17 protein-coding genes and 1 pseudogene are annotated in these 21,752 nt (G+C 71.9%); 11 read left to right on the top strand and 7 right to left on the bottom strand.

What is annotated here, in order from left to right:
* Positions 1–269: 269 nt before the first annotated feature.
* Positions 270–2,843, top strand: coding sequence for an ABC transporter substrate-binding protein (locus ACZ516_RS07760; protein WP_469009066.1), 2,574 nt, complete (start codon positions 270–272; stop codon positions 2,841–2,843).
* A 98-nt stretch (positions 2,844–2,941) separates the two neighbouring features.
* Positions 2,942–3,967, top strand: a complete 1,026-nt coding sequence (locus ACZ516_RS07765) for an HAD-IIA family hydrolase (protein WP_361080367.1) — start codon at positions 2,942–2,944, stop codon at positions 3,965–3,967.
* A 21-nt stretch (positions 3,968–3,988) separates the two neighbouring features.
* Here ACZ516_RS07765 and ACZ516_RS07770 read toward each other — a convergent pair whose 3' ends face one another.
* Positions 3,989–4,948 (bottom strand): polysaccharide deacetylase family protein, encoded by a 960-nt coding sequence (locus ACZ516_RS07770; protein ID WP_361080369.1) that lies wholly within the window; start codon positions 4,946–4,948, stop codon positions 3,989–3,991.
* Positions 4,949–5,180: 232 nt separating this feature from the next.
* Between ACZ516_RS07770 and ACZ516_RS07775 the strand changes: the two genes are divergently transcribed.
* Positions 5,181–6,386 carry a M20 metallopeptidase family protein gene (locus tag ACZ516_RS07775; protein ID WP_469009068.1) on the top strand — a complete coding sequence of 402 codons (1,206 nt, stop codon included), beginning with the start codon at positions 5,181–5,183 and terminating at the stop codon, positions 6,384–6,386.
* On the top strand, positions 6,383–6,910 hold the full coding sequence (locus tag ACZ516_RS07780) for a GNAT family N-acetyltransferase (protein WP_469009069.1): 528 nt from the start codon (positions 6,383–6,385) through the stop codon (positions 6,908–6,910). Before ACZ516_RS07775 ends, ACZ516_RS07780 begins: the two co-directional genes overlap by 4 nt.
* A 212-nt stretch (positions 6,911–7,122) precedes the next feature.
* Here ACZ516_RS07780 and ACZ516_RS07785 read toward each other — a convergent pair whose 3' ends face one another.
* Positions 7,123–8,184, bottom strand: coding sequence for an NHL domain-containing protein (locus ACZ516_RS07785; RefSeq protein WP_469009071.1), 1,062 nt, complete (start codon positions 8,182–8,184; stop codon positions 7,123–7,125).
* Between the two features lie 434 nt (positions 8,185–8,618).
* Between ACZ516_RS07785 and ACZ516_RS07790 the strand changes: the two are divergent.
* From ACZ516_RS07790 to ACZ516_RS07820, 7 genes and pseudogenes are all read left to right on the top strand, one after another.
* A pseudogene (locus ACZ516_RS07790) lies at positions 8,619–9,875 on the top strand (MFS transporter); the annotation flags it as partial.
* A gap of 437 nt (positions 9,876–10,312) precedes the next feature.
* Positions 10,313–11,506 carry a pyridoxal-phosphate dependent enzyme gene (locus ACZ516_RS07795; protein ID WP_469009072.1) on the top strand — a complete coding sequence of 398 codons (1,194 nt, stop codon included), beginning with the start codon at positions 10,313–10,315 and terminating at the stop codon, positions 11,504–11,506.
* The gene (locus ACZ516_RS07800; RefSeq protein ID WP_469009073.1) at positions 11,503–12,423 is read left to right on the top strand and encodes a diiron oxygenase; all 921 of its coding nucleotides are present in this window, start codon (positions 11,503–11,505) and stop codon (positions 12,421–12,423) included. The genes ACZ516_RS07795 and ACZ516_RS07800 overlap by 4 nt, the downstream gene beginning before the upstream one ends.
* Before the next feature lie 40 nt (positions 12,424–12,463).
* Entirely contained in the window at positions 12,464–13,498 is a 1,035-nt protein-coding gene (locus tag ACZ516_RS07805) for an ornithine cyclodeaminase family protein (protein WP_469009075.1), read from the top strand.
* 83 nt (positions 13,499–13,581) lie between these two features.
* Positions 13,582–14,550 carry an ornithine carbamoyltransferase gene (locus ACZ516_RS07810; protein ID WP_469009076.1) on the top strand — a complete coding sequence of 323 codons (969 nt, stop codon included), beginning with the start codon at positions 13,582–13,584 and terminating at the stop codon, positions 14,548–14,550.
* 55 nt (positions 14,551–14,605) lie between these two features.
* A complete protein-coding gene (locus ACZ516_RS07815) occupies positions 14,606–15,571 on the top strand; it encodes a methyltransferase domain-containing protein (RefSeq protein ID WP_469009078.1) in 966 nt (321 codons plus the stop codon).
* Positions 15,572–15,624: 53 nt separating this feature from the next.
* Complete coding sequence (locus ACZ516_RS07820; protein ID WP_469009079.1) at positions 15,625–16,731, top strand: hypothetical protein; 1,107 nt, start codon at positions 15,625–15,627, stop codon at positions 16,729–16,731.
* Here ACZ516_RS07820 and thpD read toward each other — a convergent pair.
* From thpD to ACZ516_RS07845, 5 genes are all read right to left on the bottom strand, one after another.
* Positions 16,691–17,572 (bottom strand): ectoine hydroxylase, encoded by an 882-nt coding sequence (thpD, locus tag ACZ516_RS07825; RefSeq protein WP_469009080.1) that lies wholly within the window; start codon positions 17,570–17,572, stop codon positions 16,691–16,693. The genes ACZ516_RS07820 and thpD overlap by 41 nt on opposite strands.
* 250 nt (positions 17,573–17,822) lie before the next feature.
* Entirely contained in the window at positions 17,823–18,695 is an 873-nt protein-coding gene (locus ACZ516_RS07830; RefSeq protein ID WP_469009082.1) for an amino acid ABC transporter permease, read from the bottom strand.
* Positions 18,692–19,339: an amino acid ABC transporter permease gene (locus ACZ516_RS07835; protein WP_361080392.1), complete on the bottom strand. Its 648-nt coding sequence runs from the start codon at positions 19,337–19,339 to the stop codon at positions 18,692–18,694. Before ACZ516_RS07835 ends, ACZ516_RS07830 begins: the two co-directional genes overlap by 4 nt.
* A 77-nt stretch (positions 19,340–19,416) precedes the next feature.
* Positions 19,417–20,118: a glutamate ABC transporter substrate-binding protein gene (locus ACZ516_RS07840; RefSeq protein WP_361080394.1), complete on the bottom strand. Its 702-nt coding sequence runs from the start codon at positions 20,116–20,118 to the stop codon at positions 19,417–19,419.
* 431 nt (positions 20,119–20,549) lie between these two features.
* Positions 20,550–21,647, bottom strand: coding sequence for an amidase domain-containing protein (locus ACZ516_RS07845; protein WP_469009083.1), 1,098 nt, complete (start codon positions 21,645–21,647; stop codon positions 20,550–20,552).
* Positions 21,648–21,752 lie beyond the last annotated feature (105 nt).

The following is a 21,752-nucleotide window of genomic DNA, read 5'->3' on the forward strand; positions in this document are numbered from 1 at the left end:
CGGTAACCCTCGCGAAGTGGCGGCCGCGTGCCTCTCGGTCACCGCGCCGCCGCGATCTCCCCCTCCTCGACGTCCTGCCCGCCTCTGTTCCGAGTCGCGGAGTGACCCGTACGCCCGGCCGGTCCGTTCCGGCTCACCCGGACGGACCGGCCGGGCGGGACGCCCCGCGGGGGCCGCGGCGAACATGAGGTGAGCCGGTAGCAGCTGCCGGCGGCTCCGGCGAGGGCCGGCACGGTCGGCCGGGCCGAACTGGCGACAGGGAGTGAACCGTGGCCGAGGAAGAGCTGCTTGCCCCTGCCCATACCCGCGAGGCGGTGCGCGCCGCCGAACAGGGACACGGCGACGAGGCCCGCGCTCTGCTGCGGAAGGCGCTGCTGGCCGACCGCGCCTACGAACCGGCGTGGCTGTGGCTGGCCTGGCTCGTCACCGACGACGGGCACCGCAAGTACTGCCTGGAGCAGGCTGTGGGGGTGAACCCCGAGAGCCTGGCGCACGCCCGGCTGCACCGGCTGCGCAAGGCGACATCCGCTCCGCCCCCCGAGGTCGAGGACTTCGCGGACCCGGCGCCGCCTCCCGAGCCGGACCGGGAGAGACCCGCCTGGCGCCGCCGCGCCGTGCCCGCGGCACTCGCGCTCACGGCCCTCGCGGTGGTCACGGCGCTCGTCGTGCTGACGCTCCGGGCGCTGGAGGACGAGCCGGCGCCCGTGCACGTGGCCGTGGTCGCCGGGCTGAGCGGGCCCGGGGCCGAGCGCGGTCAGGCGGTGCTGCGCGGAACACGGTTCCATGTCGACCAGATCAACGACCACGGCGGCGTCGCGGGCCACCCCGTCCGACTGCTCGTCCACGATGACAGGGACGACCCGGAAACGGCCCGCCGGATCGCCAGGCGGATCGTCGACGACGGGCGGGCGGCCCTGGTCGTCGGCCACACCGACAGCGGCAGCGCGATCGCCGCGGGACCGGTGTACGCGGCCGCCGGCATCGCGGCCATCACCCCGACGGCCACCGCGGACGCCATCACCCGGGACAACCGCTGGTTCTACCGGACCACCTTCAGCAACCGCTACCAAGGCGCGTTCATCGCCGGCTATCTCGGCGGTGTGGACAAGGCGCGGACCGCGTCGGTGATCCACAGCGACACGGACTACGGGCGCACCCTGGCCGACGGTTTCCGCGAGGCGTTCGCCGGCATCGGCCGGGTACGGCACACCGTGAGCATCGGCGGCGCCACGGAGCCTGGGCTGGACGAGCGCGTGCAGAAGGCGGTCAAGGCCGTGGCGCGGGACCGTTCGGCCGGTCCGGTCGTGCTCGCCCTGCACGAGGACGCCGCCGAGCGGACCCTGGCGGCGCTGCGGGGCGCGGGTGTCCGCGGCACCGTCGTCGGCGGCGACGCGCTGAGCAACGACGCCTTCGTCGCCAGGCTGCGCGACTCCCCCCGGGAGAAGAACAAGGGGGCGCTGACCCGCGACCTGTATCTCAGCTCCCCCTTGATGGCCGACAGCCTCAGTGGGGAGGGCCTGCAGTGGGCCGATTCGTTCCGCGCCGTCAACGGCGCCCTGCCGTCCTGGCCCGCGATGGCGGCCCAGACGTCGATCGACGTGGCCGTCGAGGCCCTGAAGCGCTCCGGTGTCGCGGCGGAGCGCCCCGACAGGGCGGCCCGGGATGCCGTACGCGGGAGCCTGCAGGCCATGGACGGGCCGCAGCGGGGCGTGAAGTGCCTGAACGGACTGATGTACTTCGACGCCTCACGCTCTCTGCCGCAGCCGGTGACCATGGGCGTGGTCCGGGGAGGCAAGGTGGTCTCGGCGCCCATCCAGCTGATGCCCTCCGACACGGCGAAGGGCCTCGACGCGGCCACCGAGGTCGCGGCCGGCAGTTCGGTGCGCGTCGCGGACCAGGTGCTCGTGCGCCAGCAGATCGTGTCCACGGGGTTCAACTTCAACGAGGTCAGCGCGCTGGACACCGAGGCCGAGACGTTCCAGGCGGACTTCTTCCTGTGGTTCCGCTATCGCGGCAGCGATGACGCGACCGCGGTCGACTTCGTCAACGCCGCGGACGCGGACGTCACCCTGGGCCCCCCGGTCCGCTCCTCGGAGCGCGACGGAATGAAGTACCGCCTCTACCGGGTCAGCGGAACCTTCAAGGCGTCGCTCGACTTCCACCAGTTCCCCTTCGACCGCCAGTACTTGACCGTCGCCCTGCAGAACCGCAAGCACTCCGCCTCCCACGTCGTCTACGTCGGGGACCGCAAGGTGCTGGAGCAGGACCAGGCGGAGGCCCTGCGCAGCGGCAGCGACGTCAACTCCTCCATCGACCGGCTCTCCGGGTGGCGGTCGACCGGCCTGGACCTGTACAAGGCCACCGTCGGAAGCACCGCCGCGCTGGGCGACCCGGCCGTGACCGAGGAGACGCCCGGCATCTACTACGGGCAGTACGTGGCGGAGGTGACCATCGAACGCGACCTCGGCTCGTTCCTGCTCAAGAACATGCTGCCCTTGGTACTGCTCGCCCTGGTCACCTACGCCTCGCTGTTCTTCGCCCGGGAGAAGCGCTACATCGGCAGCCAGATCTCCATGGGCATCACGGCCATCCTGAGCGCGGCCGTCCTGCTGAGCGCCGTCACCGGCTCCCTGCCGGACGTGGAGTACACCGTGGCCATCGAGTGGGGGTACTACGCCTTCATCTTCCTGGCCGGCACCTGCGTCTTCGCCGCCCTGCTCAGCGGGCGGCTGGCCGCGAAGAACGATCTCGTCGGCTGGCGCAATCTGAACATCGCCTTCCGCTTCTACTACCCCCTGTTCTGCCTCGCGATCGTCCTCGCCTACGTCGTGGTCTTCGGCTGACGGCGTCCGGTCGGCACCCGCCAGGGCATTGTGCGTGTTGTCCGCCCTTGTCATGATGGCGCCTGCCGAGCGGTCTCCGACTGATCCAGGGCGGTGCGATGACCCGGGACTTGGCCGTGCCCGACGAGCCACTGACCGCGCCGCTGGCGCAGGTGTACGACACCGCGCTCCTCGATCTCGACGGCGTCGTGTACGTGGGGCCGCACGCGGTGGAGCACGCCGCCCCCGCACTGGCGCGCGCCGAGACGCTGGGCATGCGCCTGGCCTACGTCACGAACAACGCCTACCGGACGCCCGGGGCGGTCTGCGCGCACCTGCGGCGGCTCGGCCTGCCGGCGACGGAGGACGCCGTGGTGACGTCCGCCCAGGCCGCCGCCCGCCTCGCCGCCGAGCTGCGCCCCCGCGTGGTCCGGGTCCTCGCCCTCGGCGGCGAGGGGCTGCTGGCCGCGTTGCGGGCGCACGGCCTCGAGCCCGTCCGGTCGGCCGACGACGACCCCGGCTGCGTCGTCCAGGGCTTCGCGCCGACCGTCAGCTGGCGCGAACTGGCCGAGGCCGCGTACGCCGTGGGACGCGGTGTGCCCTGGATCGTCACCAACGCCGACCCGAACGCTCCCACGCATCGCGGCACGGCGCCGGGCAACGGCGCTCTGGCCGGCGTCGTGACGGCCGCCACCGGCGCCGTCCCGGTGGTGGCGGGCAAACCGTCCGCCGCGCTGCTGCGGGAGGGCGCGGCCCGTACCGGCGCCCGGCGCCCCCTCATGGTCGGCGACCGGCTGGACACCGACGTGGAGGGCGCGCACCGGGCGGGCTTCGACAGCCTGGTGGTGCTCACCGGTGCCACCACCGCGCGGGACCTGCTCACCGCCCCGGCACACCGGCGGCCCACGCATCTGGCGGCCGACCTGCGCGGCCTGCTGGCCCCCGCACGCCGCGTCGAGGAACACGCCGGAGGCTACCGGTGCGGGGGCTGGCGAGGCAGCGTGCGCGGGCGCGAACTGCTGCTGACGGGGCAGGGCGACGCCGAGGACGCCTTGTGGGCGGCGTGCCGGGCGGCGTGGTCGGCGCCCGGCCCCACCTCGGCGGACGGGGCCCTCGCGGTCCTGGCCCGGTGCGCACGGGCATGACACCGGTCCCGCCCCCGTGGGTCAGCGCGGTGGTTCGCCCGCGCGCCCGGGAGGGCCGTCGCCGAGTCCCGCCCGGTGCCGCACGTGGTCGGCGACCTGCGCGTGCGTCGCGTACCAGACGTCGGCGCGCCCGCAGACGTGCTCCATCAGCTGCTCCAGGAGCACGATGCGTGAGCGGTGGCCGATGACATGCGGGTGCAGGGTGATCTGGAAAAGACCGCCGTCGGCGTAGGCGGCGTCGAACTCGTCTTGCCACAGCGCCAGTACGTGCCGGGGCATCGTGTACGGGCGTACGGCGCTGTAGCGGTCCATGTTGAAGTAGACGGCGTCGTCCCGGATCCACTCGGGCGGGATCTCCACCAGCCCCGTCGGTTCGCCGTAGGTGAGGATCTCGTACGGGTCGTCGTCGGCCATCAGCGACGAGTCGTACGACAGGCCGAGTTCCAGGGTGATGTCGAGCGTGTGCTCGCTGAAGTCCCAGGACGGCGTGCGGATGCCCACCGGTCGCCGGCCGGTGATCTGTTCGAGGACCTCCGCGCAGCGGAAGGCCAGCTCCCGCTCGTCCCGCCGGCCGAGTTCCATGTTGCGTTCGTGGATCCAGCCGTGGAGGGCGACCTCGTGACCGCCGTCCACGTAGCCCCGGGCCTCCTCGGGGCGGAGCAGCGCGGACACGGCCGGCATGAAGAACGTCGCGGGCAGGGCGTGCCGGTCGAGCAGTCGGAGGATGCGCGGTACGCCCACCCGGGCCCCGTACTCGCCCTGCGACAGCTTCCCCGGCATCACCTCCCCGTCCCGCAGCGGGATCGTCTCGTGGTCGGGGTCGAAGGAGAACGCCACCGCGGCTTTGGCGCCGTGCGGCCACCGGTCCGGTTTGAGGCTGCGGCCCGCGCGCACCCGCTCGACGTGCCGGCGCCACTCCTCCTCCCGCCACTGCCAGGGAGCCCGTGGTGCCTCTCCGGTGTCCGCGCCCGACTCGGTCATAGGCGTCCCTCGCTCCTTCTGCGGCTCGACGGGTGAACCCCATGGGTGGGCCCCTGAGCATGCCAGGGCCCCACGGAGCGGACAGGAGCGCGAACAGGACAACGCCGCGTGGTGGCGGGCTGACCGAAACACGGCTCCGGGTGCCGAGGCCATCTGCCCGGCACCTGGGCGCTTTCCCTACTGTGGTGGCGTCGACACTGTGGTGACGTCGCCGCTGTGAAGGGGAGTCAGCATGATCCTGGGCGAAGCCCGGCGGTACCTGCCCGACGCGGTGGCGCTGCGCCGCGCCCTGCACGCCTGGCCGGAGACCGGCCTCGACCTGCCGAAGACCCAGCAGCGCCTGCTGGAGGCGCTGGACGGCCTGGGCCTCGAACTGCGCACCGGCCGACGGCTGTCGTCGGTGACCGCGACACTCGACGGCCGCCGGGAGGGCCCGGTGGTCCTGCTGCGCGCGGACATGGACGCGCTGCCGGTCACCGAGGCCACCGGCCTCGGCTTCGCCTCGCGGGTCGCCGGCGCCATGCACGCCTGCGGGCACGACGCCCACATGGCCATGCTGGTCGCCGCGGCCCGGCTGCTCGCCGCGCGCCGCGGCGAGCTCGCCGGCCGCGTGGTGTTCATGTTCCAGCCCGGCGAGGAGGGCCACCACGGCGCCCGCCACATGATCGAGGAGGGGCTGCTCCGCCTGGACGGCCGGGCGGTGGACGCCGCGTTCGCCCTGCACGTCATGCCGGGACTGCCGAGCGGCAGCCTGTGGGTGCGGCCCGGCCCGCAGATGGCCGCCTCCGACCGGCTGCGCATCGTCGTACGCGGCCGTGGCGGGCACGCGTCGTCGCCGCACACCGCGTGTGATCCCGTGCCCGTGGCCTGCGAGATCGTCCTCGCCCTGCAGACGGCCGTGACCCGGAGTGTCGATGTCGCCGATCCGGCCGTCGTCACGATCAGCTCCCTCGCGGCGGGCTCCCTGCCGGGCATCATCCCCGAGACGGTCACCCTCGCCGGGACCCTGCGCACGCTGACGCGGGAGACGCGCGCGCACGTCCACCGAACGGTCGCCCGGGTCGCCCGAGGCGTGGCCGAGGCCCATGGGGCGGCGGCGGAGGTGTCGATCGAAGCGGGGTATCCGGTGACGCGCAACGACCCGGCGTTCACCGATCTCGTGCTGCGTACGGCGGCGGAGGTGCTCGGCGCCGAGCACGTCGACGTGCTGCCCGCACCGGCGATGACCGCCGAGGACTTCTCCTACGTCCTGGACGCCGTACCGGGCGCCCTGGCCTTCCTGGGCGCCTGCCCGCCCGGCCTCGAACCCGGGCGCGCGCCCGCCCTGCACTCCGAGCGCGCGGACATCGACGAGGACGCCCTCGCGGCCGGCATCGCCTGTCACGCGGCCGTCGCCCTGCGCCGTTTGGGCGCCGGTGCGCGGGAGGGCGCGTCATGAGCGGCCTGCGGATCCGCCCCGCGCGCCACGACGAACTGGACCGCGTGGAGAGCCTGTGGCTGGAGGCGAGCCGCTGGCTCGCCTCCCGGGGGATCGATCAGTGGCAGTACCCGCCCCGGCGCCGACGCATGGCGCAGGCCGTCGGCGCGGGTGACTGCCATCTCGCGTTCCGGGACGGCCGGCTGGTGGGGATGGTGACGGTGCAGCGGCACGCCGATCCCGAATGGTGGGCGGACGACGACCCCGAATCGGCCCTGTACGTCCATGACCTGGCGGTGAGCAGAGCGGCGGCCGGGCAGTCCGTGGGCGCGCGGCTGCTGGACTGGGCGGGTCGGGCGGCGGCCCGGGCGGAGAAGCCCTGGCTCAGGCTGGAGGCGTGGAAGACCAACCACGTGTTGCACCGCTACTACCTCAACCAGGGGTTCGAGCTGCTGCGGATCGTCGACCTGCCGCACCGCAATTCCGGTGCGCTGTTCCAACGGCCCTCGGGCATCGCCGTCGCGCCGGACGCCGCCGACGTGTGACGGCTCTTCGTACTGTCCCACTTGTTCACCCGTACTGATTCATCCGCGAGTTGACGGAGGGACGGGAGACAGACTGAGTGGAGCAAGGTTTGTTCGCGGCCGCAATTTTCCGCCGTGTCCGGAGGTTCGACCTCCGTCCGGCGAGCGCGGTGCGCTCCACCAGAAGGAGCCGTCACATGAGGAGTGGATATCCCGACCGGCGGGCCGTGGTGTCAGACGGACGCGGTGACTTTGCGGACCCGATGGCGGTCGGTCTCCGCGATGAGGAGGTCGCCGCCCGCCGTCACGCGCACGGCCCGCGGATAGCGCAGCAGCGCCCCGGTCGCCGGGCCGCTCTCCCGGTCGTCGCCGGGCGGCCCGCCGGCCACCGTCACGAGGCGCCCGTCGGGCAGGACGAGGCGGACGCACTCATTGAGGGAATCGGCCACGTAGAGGCGGCCCGCGCCGTCCAGGTCGACGCCGCGTGGCTGGTGGAGCGGGCTCTTGGTGGCCGGCGGGGAGCCGCCGTCGTAGCCGGGCTCCCCGGTCCCCGCCACGGTCGTGATCAGTCCGTCGGGCGAGACCACGCGCACGCGGTGGGACCAGCAGTCGGCGATGTACACGCGGCCGACGGCGTCCGTGACGAGGTCGATGGGGTGGTGCAGGTCGCTGTCGACGGCCGGTACGCCGTCCGGTCCGGAGCCGGGTTCCCCGGTGCCCGCGACGGTCGTGATGCGGCCGTCGGCGCCGATGGCACGGACCCGGTGCCCCTTCCACTCGGCGACATACAGGGTGCCGACGCCGTCCAGGGCCAGCCCCCTGGGCTCGTTGAGGGCGGCGCGGGTCGCGGGCCCGCCGTCCCCGCCGTATCCCGGTTCGCCGGTACCGGCGACGGTCGTGATGGAGCCGTCCGGCGCGATCCTGCGCACCCGGTGGTTCCAGTAGTCGGCGACGTACAGATGCCCCGCGGCGTCGCAGACCAGGCCGCCCGGTTCGTTGAGCGCCGCCTCGGTGGCCGGCCCGCCGTCCCCGCCGAACCCGGGTTCGCCGGTGCCCGCGACGGTCGTGATGGAGCCGTCCGGCGCGATCCTGCGCACCCGGTGCCCCTTCCACTCGGCGACGTACACAGCGCCCGCCGCCTCGGCCGCCAGGGCGCGGGGCTGGTTCAGCGCCGCCCGCACGGCGGGGCCGCCGTCTCCTCGTGAGCCGGCCTCGCCGGTGCCGGCGATGGTGAGGATGACACGGTCCGCCGCGAGGTGCGCGGCCCCGGTGCCCGAACTCGTACTGCCCGTCATATCCGCCTCCTGGCCAAGGGTCGGAGCGCGATTCGGCTGGGGGAATCGAGCGATGTCGCAGATCGTCGACCCACCGTAGAGACCGTTCGCGGACATGGGTAGAGAGCCCCCGACCGGTGCCGGATACTTTTCGGTCACCGGCCGCGCGGCGCCCGCCGTCCGGTTTTCACTCAACCGTGGGGACGACAGAGGGACTCTGGTGCAGTCGAGGGGCTGTCGTTAGAATTGGGAAACTCGTGCACTCGTGCAGAGGCCGGCTCAGGGATCGTTGATGACGCCTCAGAAGATATGACCTACCGCTCTCCCTCATCGACGGGGGTGGTCGGCGGCATGGCATCGCAGCGGATATCGGTATCCGGCTGAGCATGCCGGATCACCCATCTGCACTCGGCCCTCGAATGCCACACGCTCGCGGGCCATTCCCTGAGGTCGGCATGAAAACTCTCCGCGCATACCGCAGCTTTCCGCTGGCGGTACGGCTGCTGCTCGTCAATCAATTCGGGGTGGACGTCGGTTTCTATCTCCTCATTCCCTTTCTCGTGACCTATCTCGGCCACGATCTGGGGCTCTCGGCCGCCTGGGTCGGGCTGATTCTCGGTGTGCGGAACCTCAGCCAGCAGGGGCTGTTCGTGCTCGGTGGTTCCGCGGCCGACCGGCTCGGCCCCCGCAGCGTGATCATCTGCGGTTGCCTGCTGCGCACCCTGGGGTTCGCGCTGTTCGCGGTCGGTTCCACCCTGCCGCTCCTGCTGGCCGCCTCCGCCCTGAGCGGGCTGGCCGGGGCGCTGTTCTACCCGGCGGTGCGCACCTATCTCGCCCAGGAGGCCGGGCACCGCAGGGCCGAGGCCTTCGCGCTGCTCAACGTGTTCGCGACCGGTGGCTCGCTGCTGGGCCTGGCGCTGGGCGGCGTCCTGCTCCTGGTCGACTTCCGTGTCTGCGCCCTCGCCGCCTCCGGTGTGTTCGCCGTGCTGTGCGTGGCTCAGATGTGCGCGCTGCCCGCTCGTGAGGCCCCCCGGCGCAGCACCCCTGTCCGAAAGGACTGGCGGGAGGTGCTCGGCAACCGCACCTTCGTCGCGTTCGCCGTGGCCATGGCGGGCATGACCACCCTGGAGAATCAGGTGTATCTGCTGCTGCCCGAGGGAGCCCGCCAGGCGACCGGACGCGAGGAGGCGGCCGGCGCGGTGCTGGTGATCGGGGCGCTGGCCAACCTGGTCTGGCAGCTGCGCCTCACCCGGGCGCTGGCCCGGCGCGGCGGCGGCTCGGTGTGGATCGCCCGCGGCGTCGCCCTGACGGCCCTCGGTTTCGTGCCGCCTCTCCTGGTGTGCGGTTCCGGCGCGCCGGACGGCTGGGTCGCGGCCGCGTGCCGTGCCTGCCCGGTGATCGTCGGAGCACTGCTGGTCTACGTCGGCGTCATGATCGTGCATCCGCTGGCGATGGAGTTGGTCCCGCTGTTCGGCCCGGCCCGGCTGACCGGTACCTGCTTCGGCATCTTCTACGTCTTCTCCGGGCTCGCAGCGGCGGGCGGCAACGCGCTCGTGGGCTGGACCCTGGACGTCGGCAGACGCACCGGCCTGCCGGTGCTGCCGTGGCTGTGCTGCCTGGTCCTCGGGCTGATCTCGGCGGCGGCGCTCGCCCGGCTGCACCACCTGGGCGCGCTGCCCGTCCCCGGTACGGTGCCGGCGCCGGCGGGCCCGGTCGGGCAGGAGGACGCCCCGCGCCTGCCGAGGAGCCGTTCACCCCGCGCCCGGCGATGCCCCGCGCCGTGTCCCGCCGGGGCGCGGTCCTCACGTACGCGGGCCGTGTGCCGGCATCGATCACCGGCGTGCAGCCGAACCCGGGCCGTGGCGCCGGTCCCGCACCGCTGCACGGCGGTCCCCCGGGTCACCTCTCGGGGGGCGTGCTGCTGTGGGGGGTGCTGCTGCCGCCCGGAGGTCCGGGGCGCGTCCTGGTGGCGGCCGATGTCCTGGCGGCTCGGCCCGCGCACCGGATGCGGGTGCTGTCGCGCGTACATTCCGGCCCGCCGTCAGGCATAGCGCGGCCGTGTCCCACCGCTCCTTGCTCCGCGGTGCGCAAAAGGCTCAGGGAAAACAGGCGCCACAACGGCATCCGCACCGGCATATGCCGTCAATAAATGCGGCCGTGGCCTCCACAAGTGGCGCATTCCCTTCCTTGTGCCGCCTCTAAGGGAACCCTAGCCTGGGAAGTGCTGGAGCAGTTCCGTGCGCCACAGCAGTTCTCAAGGAATCCGGTCCCGGCGAAACAGTGTCACGGAGGCGTCTTGGAAACATTTCCGGATCGGTTTCCTGACGACTCCCTCCCCTTGCACAGCTCTTGGCCTCCCAGTCCGGTGGTGCCGCTTTCCCTCGTGTACGACGACGTACCGAGAACGCTCTGGCTGAAACTCGAAGCGCATAATCCCTATGGTTCCATCAAGGGGCGCACCGCATTCGCTCTCTGGCAGAGCGTGAAAGACCGCATAGACCCCCGCATCGGATTGATCGAATCGACGTCGGGGAATCTCGGTCTCGCCCTGGCCGGTCTGGCCGCGGCCCTGCACGTGCCTTTCACCGCCGTCGTGGACCCCCGGGTCAGCCCCTCGGTGCAGAGCGCCATGCGCGCGACGGGTGCCCGCGTCGTCATGGTCGATCAGCCGGACGGAGCCGGCGGGTTCCTGCTCAACCGCCTCGCCCACGTCGCGCGGCGGGTGGAGCGCGAACCGGGACTCGTCTGGCCGAACCAGTACACCAATCCGGCCAACCCCGCCGTGCACGCCCAGTGGACGGCGCCGGAGCTGTCCACGCAGCTGCCCGCCAAGCCGATGAGCGTCCTGGTGGCGGTGTCCACCGGTGGCACCCTGGCGGGTTTCCGCGACTACGTCCTCACCCACCGGCCGGCCTGGGAGCTGATCGGGGTGGACGTCGTCGGCTCGATGGCCCTGGGCGACGTGCACGGCGAACGTGTGCTTTCGGGAATCGGGGCGAGTCGCCGGTCGACGTTCCTGCCGGACGGGTACCGGCCCGCCGTGCACATCGACGCGCCGGAGGCGGTCAGCGCCTGCCTGTGGCTGAAGGAGGCGACCGATATCGCCGTGGGCTCCAGCTCCGGTGCGCTCGTCGCGGCGGCACTGCGGCTCTTTCGCGCGAGCCCCGGGCGCACGGATGTCGTCTGCCTGTGTCCGGACGGCGGAGACCGCTACCTCGACACCGTCTACTCGCCGCGGTGGCGCTCCCGGCACGCCCTGGCCCCCGTCGACATGGCCGACGGGGTCACATGGGACCGGCCCGGCGCGCAGGAGCCCGCCCGGGGCGAGGTGACGCGGAGTTGAGCGCGCAGGAACGGGACTGGTATCGGCGTGCCGGGGTCCGCAGCGGTCCCCGGCGTCAGCTGCGGGACGAACTGGAGAGCGGGCGCGCCTTCTTCCCCCCGGCCCTGGTGCCCTACCTCGACCATCCCCTGGTGGCGCGGCTCGGCGAGAGCGGCCGCAGGCAGCTCCTGGCCCGGCACCTCTTCCAATACCTCGACTTCACGGCCCAGTTCGAGACGCGGGTGGTCAACCGCGCCACGGAACGCATCGCGGGCAACCGGTGCGGAGTCGAGACGGACGCCGCCGTCCGACTGGACGCCTACCGCATCTACTGCGACGAGGGGTACCACTCCCTGTACAGCTTCGACGTCGTCCAGCAGGTCTCCCGCGCTTCGGGGGTGACGCCGTTGCCCTACGACTTCGGTCCGTTCCTGCGACGGCTCGACGCGATCGGCACCGAGGCCCTGCCGTACGAACCGGCCCTGGCCCAGCTGCTGCAGGTCGTGGTCTTCGAAACGCTGATCACAGCGGTGCTCAACGACATACCGAAGGATCCCGACGTGCTGGGCGTCGTCCGGGACATCGTCCGGGACCACGCCAAGGACGAAGGCTGGCACCACGTCTTCTTCTCCCGGTTCTTCCGGGAGCTGTGGACGCGCGAGAGCGTGAGCTCACGTGGCCGCATCGCCCGCTGCCTGCCCGATCTGGTCCGGTGCAGCCTGCTCCCCGATCTGCGGCCGGTACGCGCGTCGTTGGCCGCCGCCGGACTGGCGCCCTCGGCCGTCGAGGACGTCGTGCGCGACTCCTATCCGCCGGCCTCGGTCGACGAGGGCATCCGCAGGGCGTCCCGGCACGCCGTGCGGCTCTTCGAGGAGGTCGGGGCCATGGCCGTGCCGGGCGGCGCCGAGGCGTTCGCGGCCGCCGGTCTGCTGCCGTGAACCCGTTCGGGCCGAGGACCACGCAGACCGAGAGGTGACGATGTCGGAGCAACTCCTCTTTCTGGACAGGGAAGCGGTGCTCGCCTGCCTCGCGCGGGTGGACGTGTGCGCGGAGACCGCGAAGGTGCTGTGCCGGCACGCCGAGGGCCGGGTGGAGCTGCCCCCCGAGGGCTATCTGCCCTGGGTCAACGGCGAGGGCGCCTACTGCCGTTCCCTGGCCATGCTCGGCGCGGTGGAGACCGACGGCGGTCCGCCGCTGCGGGGGATGAAGCTCATCAACGCCGCGACGAGCAATCCCTCGCACGGGAGGGAGCGGGCGGCGGGCCTGATGATGCTGTTCGACCCGGAGACCGCCCGGCCCCGGGTGCTGGCCGAGGCCGGCTGGCTGAGCGCGACCCGGACGGCCGCCTACACGATGGTCAGCCTGCGCCACCTCGGCCCGGAGCGGTGGGAGACGACGGCGTTCCTCGGCTGCGGGATGCTCGCCCGTGTCCATGTCGGGCTGCTCGCCGCGACGTTCCCACGCGCCACCCGCGTACACCTGTACGACACCGAGCCGCGGCGTGCCGAGGAGCTGGCCGGCTGGATCCGGGAGCGGCACCCGGACCTCACCGTCCGGGTGGAGCCGGAGGCCCGGCAGGCGGTGGCCGCGGCGCGGGTGGTGGTGACGACGACCACCGCCGACCGCGGCTACCTTCCGGCGGCGTGGCTCGCGCCCGGCACCTTCGTCGCCCACGTGTCGCTGGCCGACCTGCTGCCCGACGCGTTCCTCGCCGCGCAGGCCGTGTTCGTGGACGACGTCGCCCTGGTCGCCGACAACCCCCGCAGGATCTTGGGCCGCCTCATGCGCGAAGGACGGATCACGGACCGCCCGGCGAAGGACGGCGACCCGGCCCGCGTCCTGGACGGCACCCTCGGTCAGGTTCTCGTCGGCGAGCGGCCGCCCGTGCGGCCCAGCACGTCCCATGTCATCAGCAACCCCTTCGGCATGGCCGTCCTGGACGTCGGGCTGCTCGGCGCGGTGCACGACGCCGCCGTCAGCCTGGGGCTCGGCCGGTCCCTGACCCTCTACTGATCACTGGCCCCCTTCTGATCACTGGCCCCCTACTGGCCACTGGCCCTCCATCGACCATTGGCCCTCTACTGAATCGGGACAGCATGGACCATCACCTCTCCTGGGCCGGCCCCACGCCCGCACGCGGCCTGTTCTCCCTCGCCGAGCCGGAACCCGCCGTGATCAGGAAGCTCGCCGTGCGATCGGTGGAACTGTTCCGGGACCCGCGCGCCCACGACCGGCCCCTGGCGGGCAGCGTCGCCGGTGTGCTGTTCACCAAGACCTCGACCCGCACGCGTACGGCCTTCACCGCCGGCGCCATCCGGCTGGGCGCGGCCCCCGTCACCTACGGCCCGCATGACCTCCAGTTGAACACCGGCGAGTCGCTGGCCGACACGGGGCGGGTCCTCGGCAGCATGCTCGACCTCCTGGTCGCGCGCACCTCCGGCCCGCTGGACGAACTGCGGGAGCTGTCCCGCCAGGGCGGCCTGCCGGTGATCAACGCGATGGCGGCCGAGGAGCACCCCACCCAGGCGGTGACCGACCTGGCCACCCTGCACCTGGCGCTCGGGGATCCGTCCGGAGTGAGCGTGCTCTATGTGGGCGAGGGCAACAACACGGCGGTGGCCCTGGCCCACGCCCTGGCGGCCGTGCCGGGGGCGCGCGCCACCTTCAGCACTCCGCCCGGCTACGGGCTGCCGGAGGCGGAGTTGACGCGGGCGTCGCGGCGGGCCGAGGAGGTGGGTGCCTCGCTGGCGGAGGTGCACGATCTGGCACGCCTGCCCGACCGGGTGGACGTCGTGTACACCACCCGCTGGCAGACGACGGGCACCGCGAAACCCGACGCCGACTGGCGTGAGACGTTCCGCCCGTTCCATGTGGACGCCGCCCTGCTGGCCCGCTGGCCGCAGGCCCTGTTCATGCACGACCTGCCCGCCCACCGGGGTGACGAGGTCACCGGGGAAGTCCTGGACGGGCCGCGGTCCTTGGCCTGGACGCAGGCGGCCATGAAGCTCCCCGCGGCCATGGCCGTCCTGGAGTGGGTGGGCGCACAGCGCCCCGACACGAGCTGACGTGCCGCGCACCGCACCGTTCCCCGCCCGCCTCCCCACGGATCGAGGCCCGCCCGTGAAACCGGCCCGTGTCACCGCCTACCGCCATCTGACGCCCCGCGACCTGACGCCGCCCTCGGCGCCGCAGGTCTTCTTCGAACCGGCCGACACCGAGATCGGCGTGTGGGTCGCGCAGGACCTCATCGGGGAGGGCTGCGCCGTCCTCGACCTGGGGTCCGGCAGCGGTGCCGCCGCCGCTGCCATGGCCCGCGCGGGGGCGGCCCGGGTGCACGGCGTCGACTCGGGAGCGGACACCGTGGCCTGGGCGCGCGGGCACTACACCGCGTCCGACGGCGAGGGCCCCGTCACCTTCTCGCACGGCGACTTCACCTCGCTCTCCCCCGCCGAGCTGCTGGCGACCGCGCCCACCCCGCTCCCCCGCCCCCTGGTCGTCACCAGCAATCCGCCCTACGTTCCCCTCTCCCCCCGGGTCGACGCCCTGCGCCGGTCCGTCGGCGGGGGCCCGGACGGTCTGAAACTGATCCCCGCAGTCATCGCGCACGGCCGCGCGCTGGGCGAGGGCCTGGGCATCACCATCGGGAGCTACTCCAGCCCCCGCAAGGCCGTCGGGATGCTGGAAGCGGCCGGGTTCGCGGTGCACGCGGTCACCTTGTGCCCGCTGCCCTTCGGGGACTTCACCCGCGACCACCCCGATCAGGTCCTCCTCCTCGAGGAGCGGGGCGAGGCGGTGATCTGGCGCTCGGGCCCGTACCCACCGGCGTACTTCATCGTCGGCCTGGCCTGCCACAAGACCGCCGGGAACGGGACCCGGCCGGGTCATGCGGCCGGTCGGCCCGGGGACGCGGACGCGGCGCCGCGAAGGGGTCGGCTGACCGGGGAGGGGCTGATGGGGCTGCTGCGTGCCGCCGCCCGCTCCCGCACCACCCGGCTGGAGGCCCTGGACGAGGAGGCCTCGCCCCCCGGGGACGTTCTCGTGCGCGTCGTGGATCTGCCCCAGCCCGCCCTCCGCCGGCACTGGTGACCCGCGCCCACCGGCCGGTGGGCGTCCCGTCCCGTCGAGCAGAAAGGCCGTTCATGGACACCGTGCCCCTCTCCCCCGTCAGCGTCACCACCGGCGCTGTCGAACACAGCGTCGACTTCATCCGCCCACGGCTGCTGGCGACCGGGCACGACCGGGTGTCGCTGTACGCCGGTGTCCAGATCAACGGCGCCCCGCACCTGGGCACCAGCGTCATGCAGACCTCCGCGTTCCTGCTCGCCCGGACGGCGCGGGAGAGATTCGGCGTCGACGTCGGCCTGCGCTTCGGCGCCCTGGACAACACCGGCTGCGAGACACGCCGGTGCCCACGGACCGGGACCCTGTACGAGCGCTCCTTCCACCACGCGCTGGGCGCCGAGCGGATAGCGGAACTGACCCGGACCTACTACGGCGGCTTCTTCGACGCGCTGTCCGCGGCCACGGGCGTCGCCTACGAGATCGAGACCTACACGCGCCAGCAGGGCCGGCGGGACTTCCGGCAGGAGTTCCTCGACTCGCTGACCCGGATGGACACCCTGCGGTGGGTGCTCGCGCCGTCGCACGGCCAGGTGCCCCTGAGCCCTCCCTGCCCGCGGTGCGGCTGGGCGCAGAAGCGGGGCGAGCACACCGAGGTGCTCACGGCCGGGCCCGACCAGGCGGAGCTGGCGGCGGTCTGCCTGGACCACGGCCGTTACGTCGTGCGGATCCGGGCTGAGGAGGCGGCCGGGGCGTACATCGGCTCGGGCACGCTCCACCGCAACCTCCTCAAGGAGCGGGTGGCCGCGCGGGAGGACGCGCTCGCCGTGGTGGTCAAGGGCGCCGACTGGGCCGCGGGGTGCCGCCTGCTCGACGAGGCGTTCCTGTGCTGTGCGGGGGCGGCGCTCCCGGTGCGCGTGTTCACCCCCGTGGTGCTCTCGGCGTCCGGCGCCAAGCTCTCCAAGTCTCTGATCCGGGCGGGCAGGGCGGAGGCGTCGGCGGGCAGCGAGCCCTGGATGCTCGACGCGAGCGCCTGGCCGGGAACGGTCGAGGAGTACGCCCGACTGCTGCTCGGCCTGGTCTCTCTGATGCTGTCCGAGCCGTGCCACTTCGAGCGCGGCTACACCACGCTCGAAGTGCCACGGCTCATCGACGCGGCCGGTCTGCGGATCGGGGCACCGGCGTGAAATCCCGGTCGGCGAGGTATCCGGGCCGTTGCTGCGGGGCCGCGTACGGCGTGGTCAGCGGGTTCTCGACGCTGTTGTAGACGACGAAGAGGTTGGTCCTCGGGAACGGTGAAACGTTTCCGCCGGAGGCGTGCAGGCAGTTGCAGTCGAACATGACGGCGGAGCCGGCCGCTCCCGTGAACTGCCGGATGCCGTGCCGTTCGGCCAGTGCCGTCACGGCGGGGCGATCGGCCGGTCCGGCGGGCAGGTTCTTGCCCAGCAGCGACAGCCGGTGGTAGCCGGGAGGGGTCTGGCCGACCGAGGGCACGAAGGTCCACTGGGAGCCGGGGATGATCATGAGGGGGCCGTTGAACGGGAGGTTGTCCGTGAGGGCCACGGAGAAGCTGAGCGCGCGGGGCGCGGGCATGCCGTCCTCGGAGTGCCAGGTCTCGAAGTCCGAGTGCCAGCCGAACTTCGAGCCGTCGAAGGCGGCCTTGTAGTTGATCCTGCTCTGGTGGACGTAGACGTCCGAGCCGAGGACCTGCCGGGCGCGGTCGGCGAGGCGGCCGGACCGCACCAGGCGCTCGAAGACCTCGCTGAGCCGGTGCACCTCGAAGACGGAACGGATCTCCTCGGAGTCCGGTTCGCGGACCACTCGCCCGGAGGAACGCAGGGCGGCATCGGAGGCCATGCGCCGCATTTCCTCGTGGCACTCCCGCACTTCGGCGTGCTCCAGCAGGGCGTCGAAGGCGAGGAAGCCGTCCCGGTCGTAGGCCGCCACCTCCTCGGCGGACAGCGGACCTTTCGCGCCGTCGCCCCACACCACGGGATGGTGGCGTCCGAAGGGCACCGATTCGGTCACGAAACGGGTGGGATAGAGATCTTCCCTGGATTCCCTGGATTCCCTGGATTCCCTGGATTCCCCGGATTCCCCGGATTCCCCGGATTCCCCGGATTCATGGCGTTCTACGGACTCGACGGATTCGACGGATTCGACGGACTCAGCCATATTGATTTCCTCCGCGGTGGGCAGTGGATAATTTCCCCCTGCCCGTCGACCTGTCCGGAGAAACTTTCGCCGCGACGCATCCGTCGGGTCCCCGCCATTTCCCTCACATGGGATGTGTCGCAATGCGGCGGGCGACATACGAAAGGAGGAGGCACGTGATGATGTACAGGGAACCGACCACGGAGAGAACAGGTAGGTAGGGGTAGCCGTAAGGAGTCGCCGTGTTCTGCGCCAGGAGTTTTCCGGCGTAGAGGAGTTCTTCGTACATGATGAAGAAACCGAGTGAGGTGTCCTTCAGCGTCACGACCATTTGGCTGATTATGCTCGGCAGCATGGTCCGCACCGCCTGCGGCATGACCACCGCCGTCATCACCTGTGTCTTGCGCATCCCCAGCGCGTATCCGGCCTCGAACTGCCCCTTGGGGACGGCGCCGACCCCCGCCCGCAGGATCTCCGCCTGGGCCGCGCCGTTGTACAGGGCGATGCCGATGACCAGGGCCCACAGTGTCGGGCTCGTGAAATGCGCCGCCACCCATTCCCCGGGGCTCCCCAGATACTCGCGCAGCAGGTCGGCGACGGCCGTGATGCAGGTGCGCAGCAGGTCGGTGGCGTACAGGGCGAAGACCGTGATGATCACCGGCACGGCGCGGAAGAACTCCACCAGCGCCCCGGCCGGCCCGCGCACGAGGCGGTGCGACGAGAGCCGGCCCGCGGCGAACAGGAAGCCCAGCGCCAGGGAGAGCACCACCGCGAGGACGAACGCCTTGAAGGTGTCCACCATGCCGGTGAGGACGCGCACCTGCACACCGCGGTACTCGAACGCCTCCCACATCCGCGCGTCGAACTGCCCGGCGTCGGAGAGCCGCAGCAGGATCCAGCAGAGCGCGCCGCCGGTCACCGCCGCCACCGCCAGCGCGTACCAGCCGTGGCGCCGGCGGGCGCGCGGGCCCGGGGCCTCGAACAGGGCCGATTTCATCCGGGCACCGCCAGACGCCGTTCCAGCAGGCGGAACGCGGTGCTGATGACCGCGATCAGCACCAGGTAGGCGGCGGTCACCCAGAGGAAGACGACCGCCACCGCGTAACCGCGCTCCACCAGGGTCTTCTCCGTGCTGAACAGTTCGTAGACGCTGAAGCCGCCGGCGAGCGCGGAGTTCTTGACCAGAGTGATCATGACGTTGCCCAGCGGGGGGACCGCCGCCCGCCCGGCCTGGGGAAAGACGATCAGCACGGCCGTCTGCGCCGTGGACATGCCGAGGCTGCGGGCGGCTTCCGCCTGACCGATCTCCACGGTGTTGACGCCCGAGCGCAGCGCCTCGCACACGAACGCCGACGCGTAGCCGCCCATCACCAGCACGGCGAGCGTGAAGTAGTCCGCTCCGGTGAGGCCGAGCATGGGCAGCCCGAGCGTCACCCCGAAGAACAGGACGGTGAGCGGGGTGTTGCAGAGCACTGTCACGACGGTCGCCCCCAGTGCGCGGCACAGCGGCACCGGGCCGACGCGCAGGGAGACGAGCAGGACCCCCAGGGCGAACGCGAGCAGGGTGCTCAGGCACATCAGCCGAATGGTGCCCAGGAACCCCTGCCAGAAGAGATCGGCGTTGTCGGTCAACACCTCCATGGGCGCCTCCATGCTGACGGGGTGGCGGCGGTGAGCGGCCCGGCCAGGTGCCGTCGACGGCGGACGACCTCCATGGGTCAGTACCGCTGTACCGGCGGCGGCGTCGGTGCCGCGACGCCGGAACGGCCGAGGGTGGCGCGGTAGGCCCGGAGCCAGTCGCCGTTGCGGACGTGGTGTTCGAGGGCGTCGTTGACGGCGTCGCGCAGGACCGCGTCCCCGCGTGCGAGGCCCACACCGTAGGGCTCCTTCGAGAAGGGTTGGCCGAGGACCCGCAGCCGGCCCTGGTTCTGCGCCGCGTACCCCTTCAGGATCGTGTCGTCGGCGGTGACGGCGTCCACCACGTTCATGATGAGATCCTGCACGCAGTGCGCGTAGCTGTCGTGGGATACGACGGCCACCCCGAACTCCGGTCGGCGGATCCGCTCGAACGGCGTGGACCCGGTGACCGTGCAGACCCTCTTGCCGCGCAGTTCCCTCGGGCCGCGGATGTCCCGGTTCCCCTTGGCGACCAGGAGATCCTGTCCGCCCAGGTAATAAGGACCCGCGAAGGAGACCTGCTTCTTCCTCTCCTCGTTGATCGTGTAGGCGCCCACGTACAGGTCGACGTCACCTTTGGATATCGAGATCTCCCGCACCTGCGGAGCCACGGTCTTCCATTCGATCTCGGCCGGACCGAACCCCAGATACGCGGCGACCATGGTCGCTATCTCCACGTCGAATCCCGAGCGCTGTCCAGTCACCGGATCCTCGAATCCCATGAACGGGTGGTCGGACTTCACGCCTATGGTTATGGTCTTCTTCGCGACGGCCCGCGAGAGGCCTTTGGAACCGACGGCATCGGACGTCGTCCGGACGGGGTATTCGAGGCGGGGGGCGTCGGCCGTCAGCGCTCCGACACTGCCCGGGACACTTCCTTGCCGGCCGCAGCCACTCAGCACAGGAAACAACAGCAGCACCAGGAAACTCAGGCGACGGACCCGTGCGCGCATCTTCCCTCCTCAGGACGATGTGGCACCCCCGGTACGAGGACCCGAAAGGGCATGCGTCGAAATGGAGTGGCGTCCGCCCAGTATCGGTGAGACCGATGTGCCGCGCTACCCCGACTCGGCGCCGGAGGACCGGTACGCCCCGGCGCCGGTGACGGCCTGCCCCGCGTCACGCGGGCAACGGCCCGTCCGCCTCGTGGAGCGGACGGGCCGTGCCGGATCCGTCAGGTGCGGTACGCGAAGTAGCGCGCGTCGGGGTACGACGCGAGGACGCTCGCGAGCGACCTGCGGTAGGTGTCGGTGGAGTGGTAGGTGAGGTACGGCATGCCCCGCCGGTTGTCACGGTACGTCACCAGCATGGAGTGGTCCTTGGAGCCGTCCTTGTTGAAGTCCACCTGGAGGACGTCACCGACGTCCAGCTTGTAGACGCTCGACAGGTTGGGGGCCCGCCGGTTGGACAGCGTGAACCACGCGAACTCGTTCACGCCGACCCAGGAGGTGCTCTGCTTCGTGCCGTCGTACCACCAGTTCCGGTAGTCGGAGGCCGAGCCCGGGACGGACTTCCAGCCGCCCGCCTTCAGCGCCTGGCTGACGAAGTTGGTGCAGTCACCGCCGGCTCCGTTGAACTTCCGGTACGCCGGGTTGTAGCTGTACCAGTACTTCTCCGCGTACCGCGCCATGGCGGAGTAGTCGTAACTGCCGGCCGTCTTGCCCGAGGGCAGCGGCGAGGAGGGGTACTTGGTGGACGCCGGCGTGCCGTCCGGGTACTGGTTGCCGTCGTCGACGGTGTTCACGCGGGCCACCGACGGTTCGGCGACCGCGACGGGGCCGTCGTCGCGGGAGGTGATCGCCGTCAGCTTCCAGCCGCCGTCCTTCGTGCCGGCGAGCTTCAGCTCCTGCCGCGTCGAGAACGCGGTGGTGTCCGGTTCGTCCCCGCGCAGCTTCTTGTACGTGAGCGTCGATTCCGCGGTGACCTCGACGGTCGCCGTGCCACCGGTGATCGTGGCGCGCTCCACGACGACGCGGGTGTCCGCCTTGGTGTAGGCCTCGCCGAGCTTCGCCAGCCGCGACTTGCGGGCGCGCAACGACCGCAGCGCGGCGTCCTCGTCCTTCTTCAGCCGGCCGGACATGCGCGTCGCGGCAGCGCCGGCACCGGAGCCGCCGCGTCCCGCGCGCTCCTCCACCAGGGCCCCGGTGCGCCGGGAGAGGACGTCGTCGGCGATGCGGGCGAAGGCGGCGACCGTCTCGCGGTCGGCCTTGCGGGGCTGCTCGCCGGCGGTGTCCGCGTGGGCGGGGGACGTGAGCAGGGAGCCGGATGCCACGGCCGCGGCCAGACTTGCGACGGCGGCGGGTCTGTATCTCTTGGGTATCACTGTGTTTCCTCATTTGTCGCCTGATCACCCCGGTTGGGGGACGGAATCTTCGCA

The organism is Streptomyces sp. NPDC034037 (assembly GCF_055575715.1).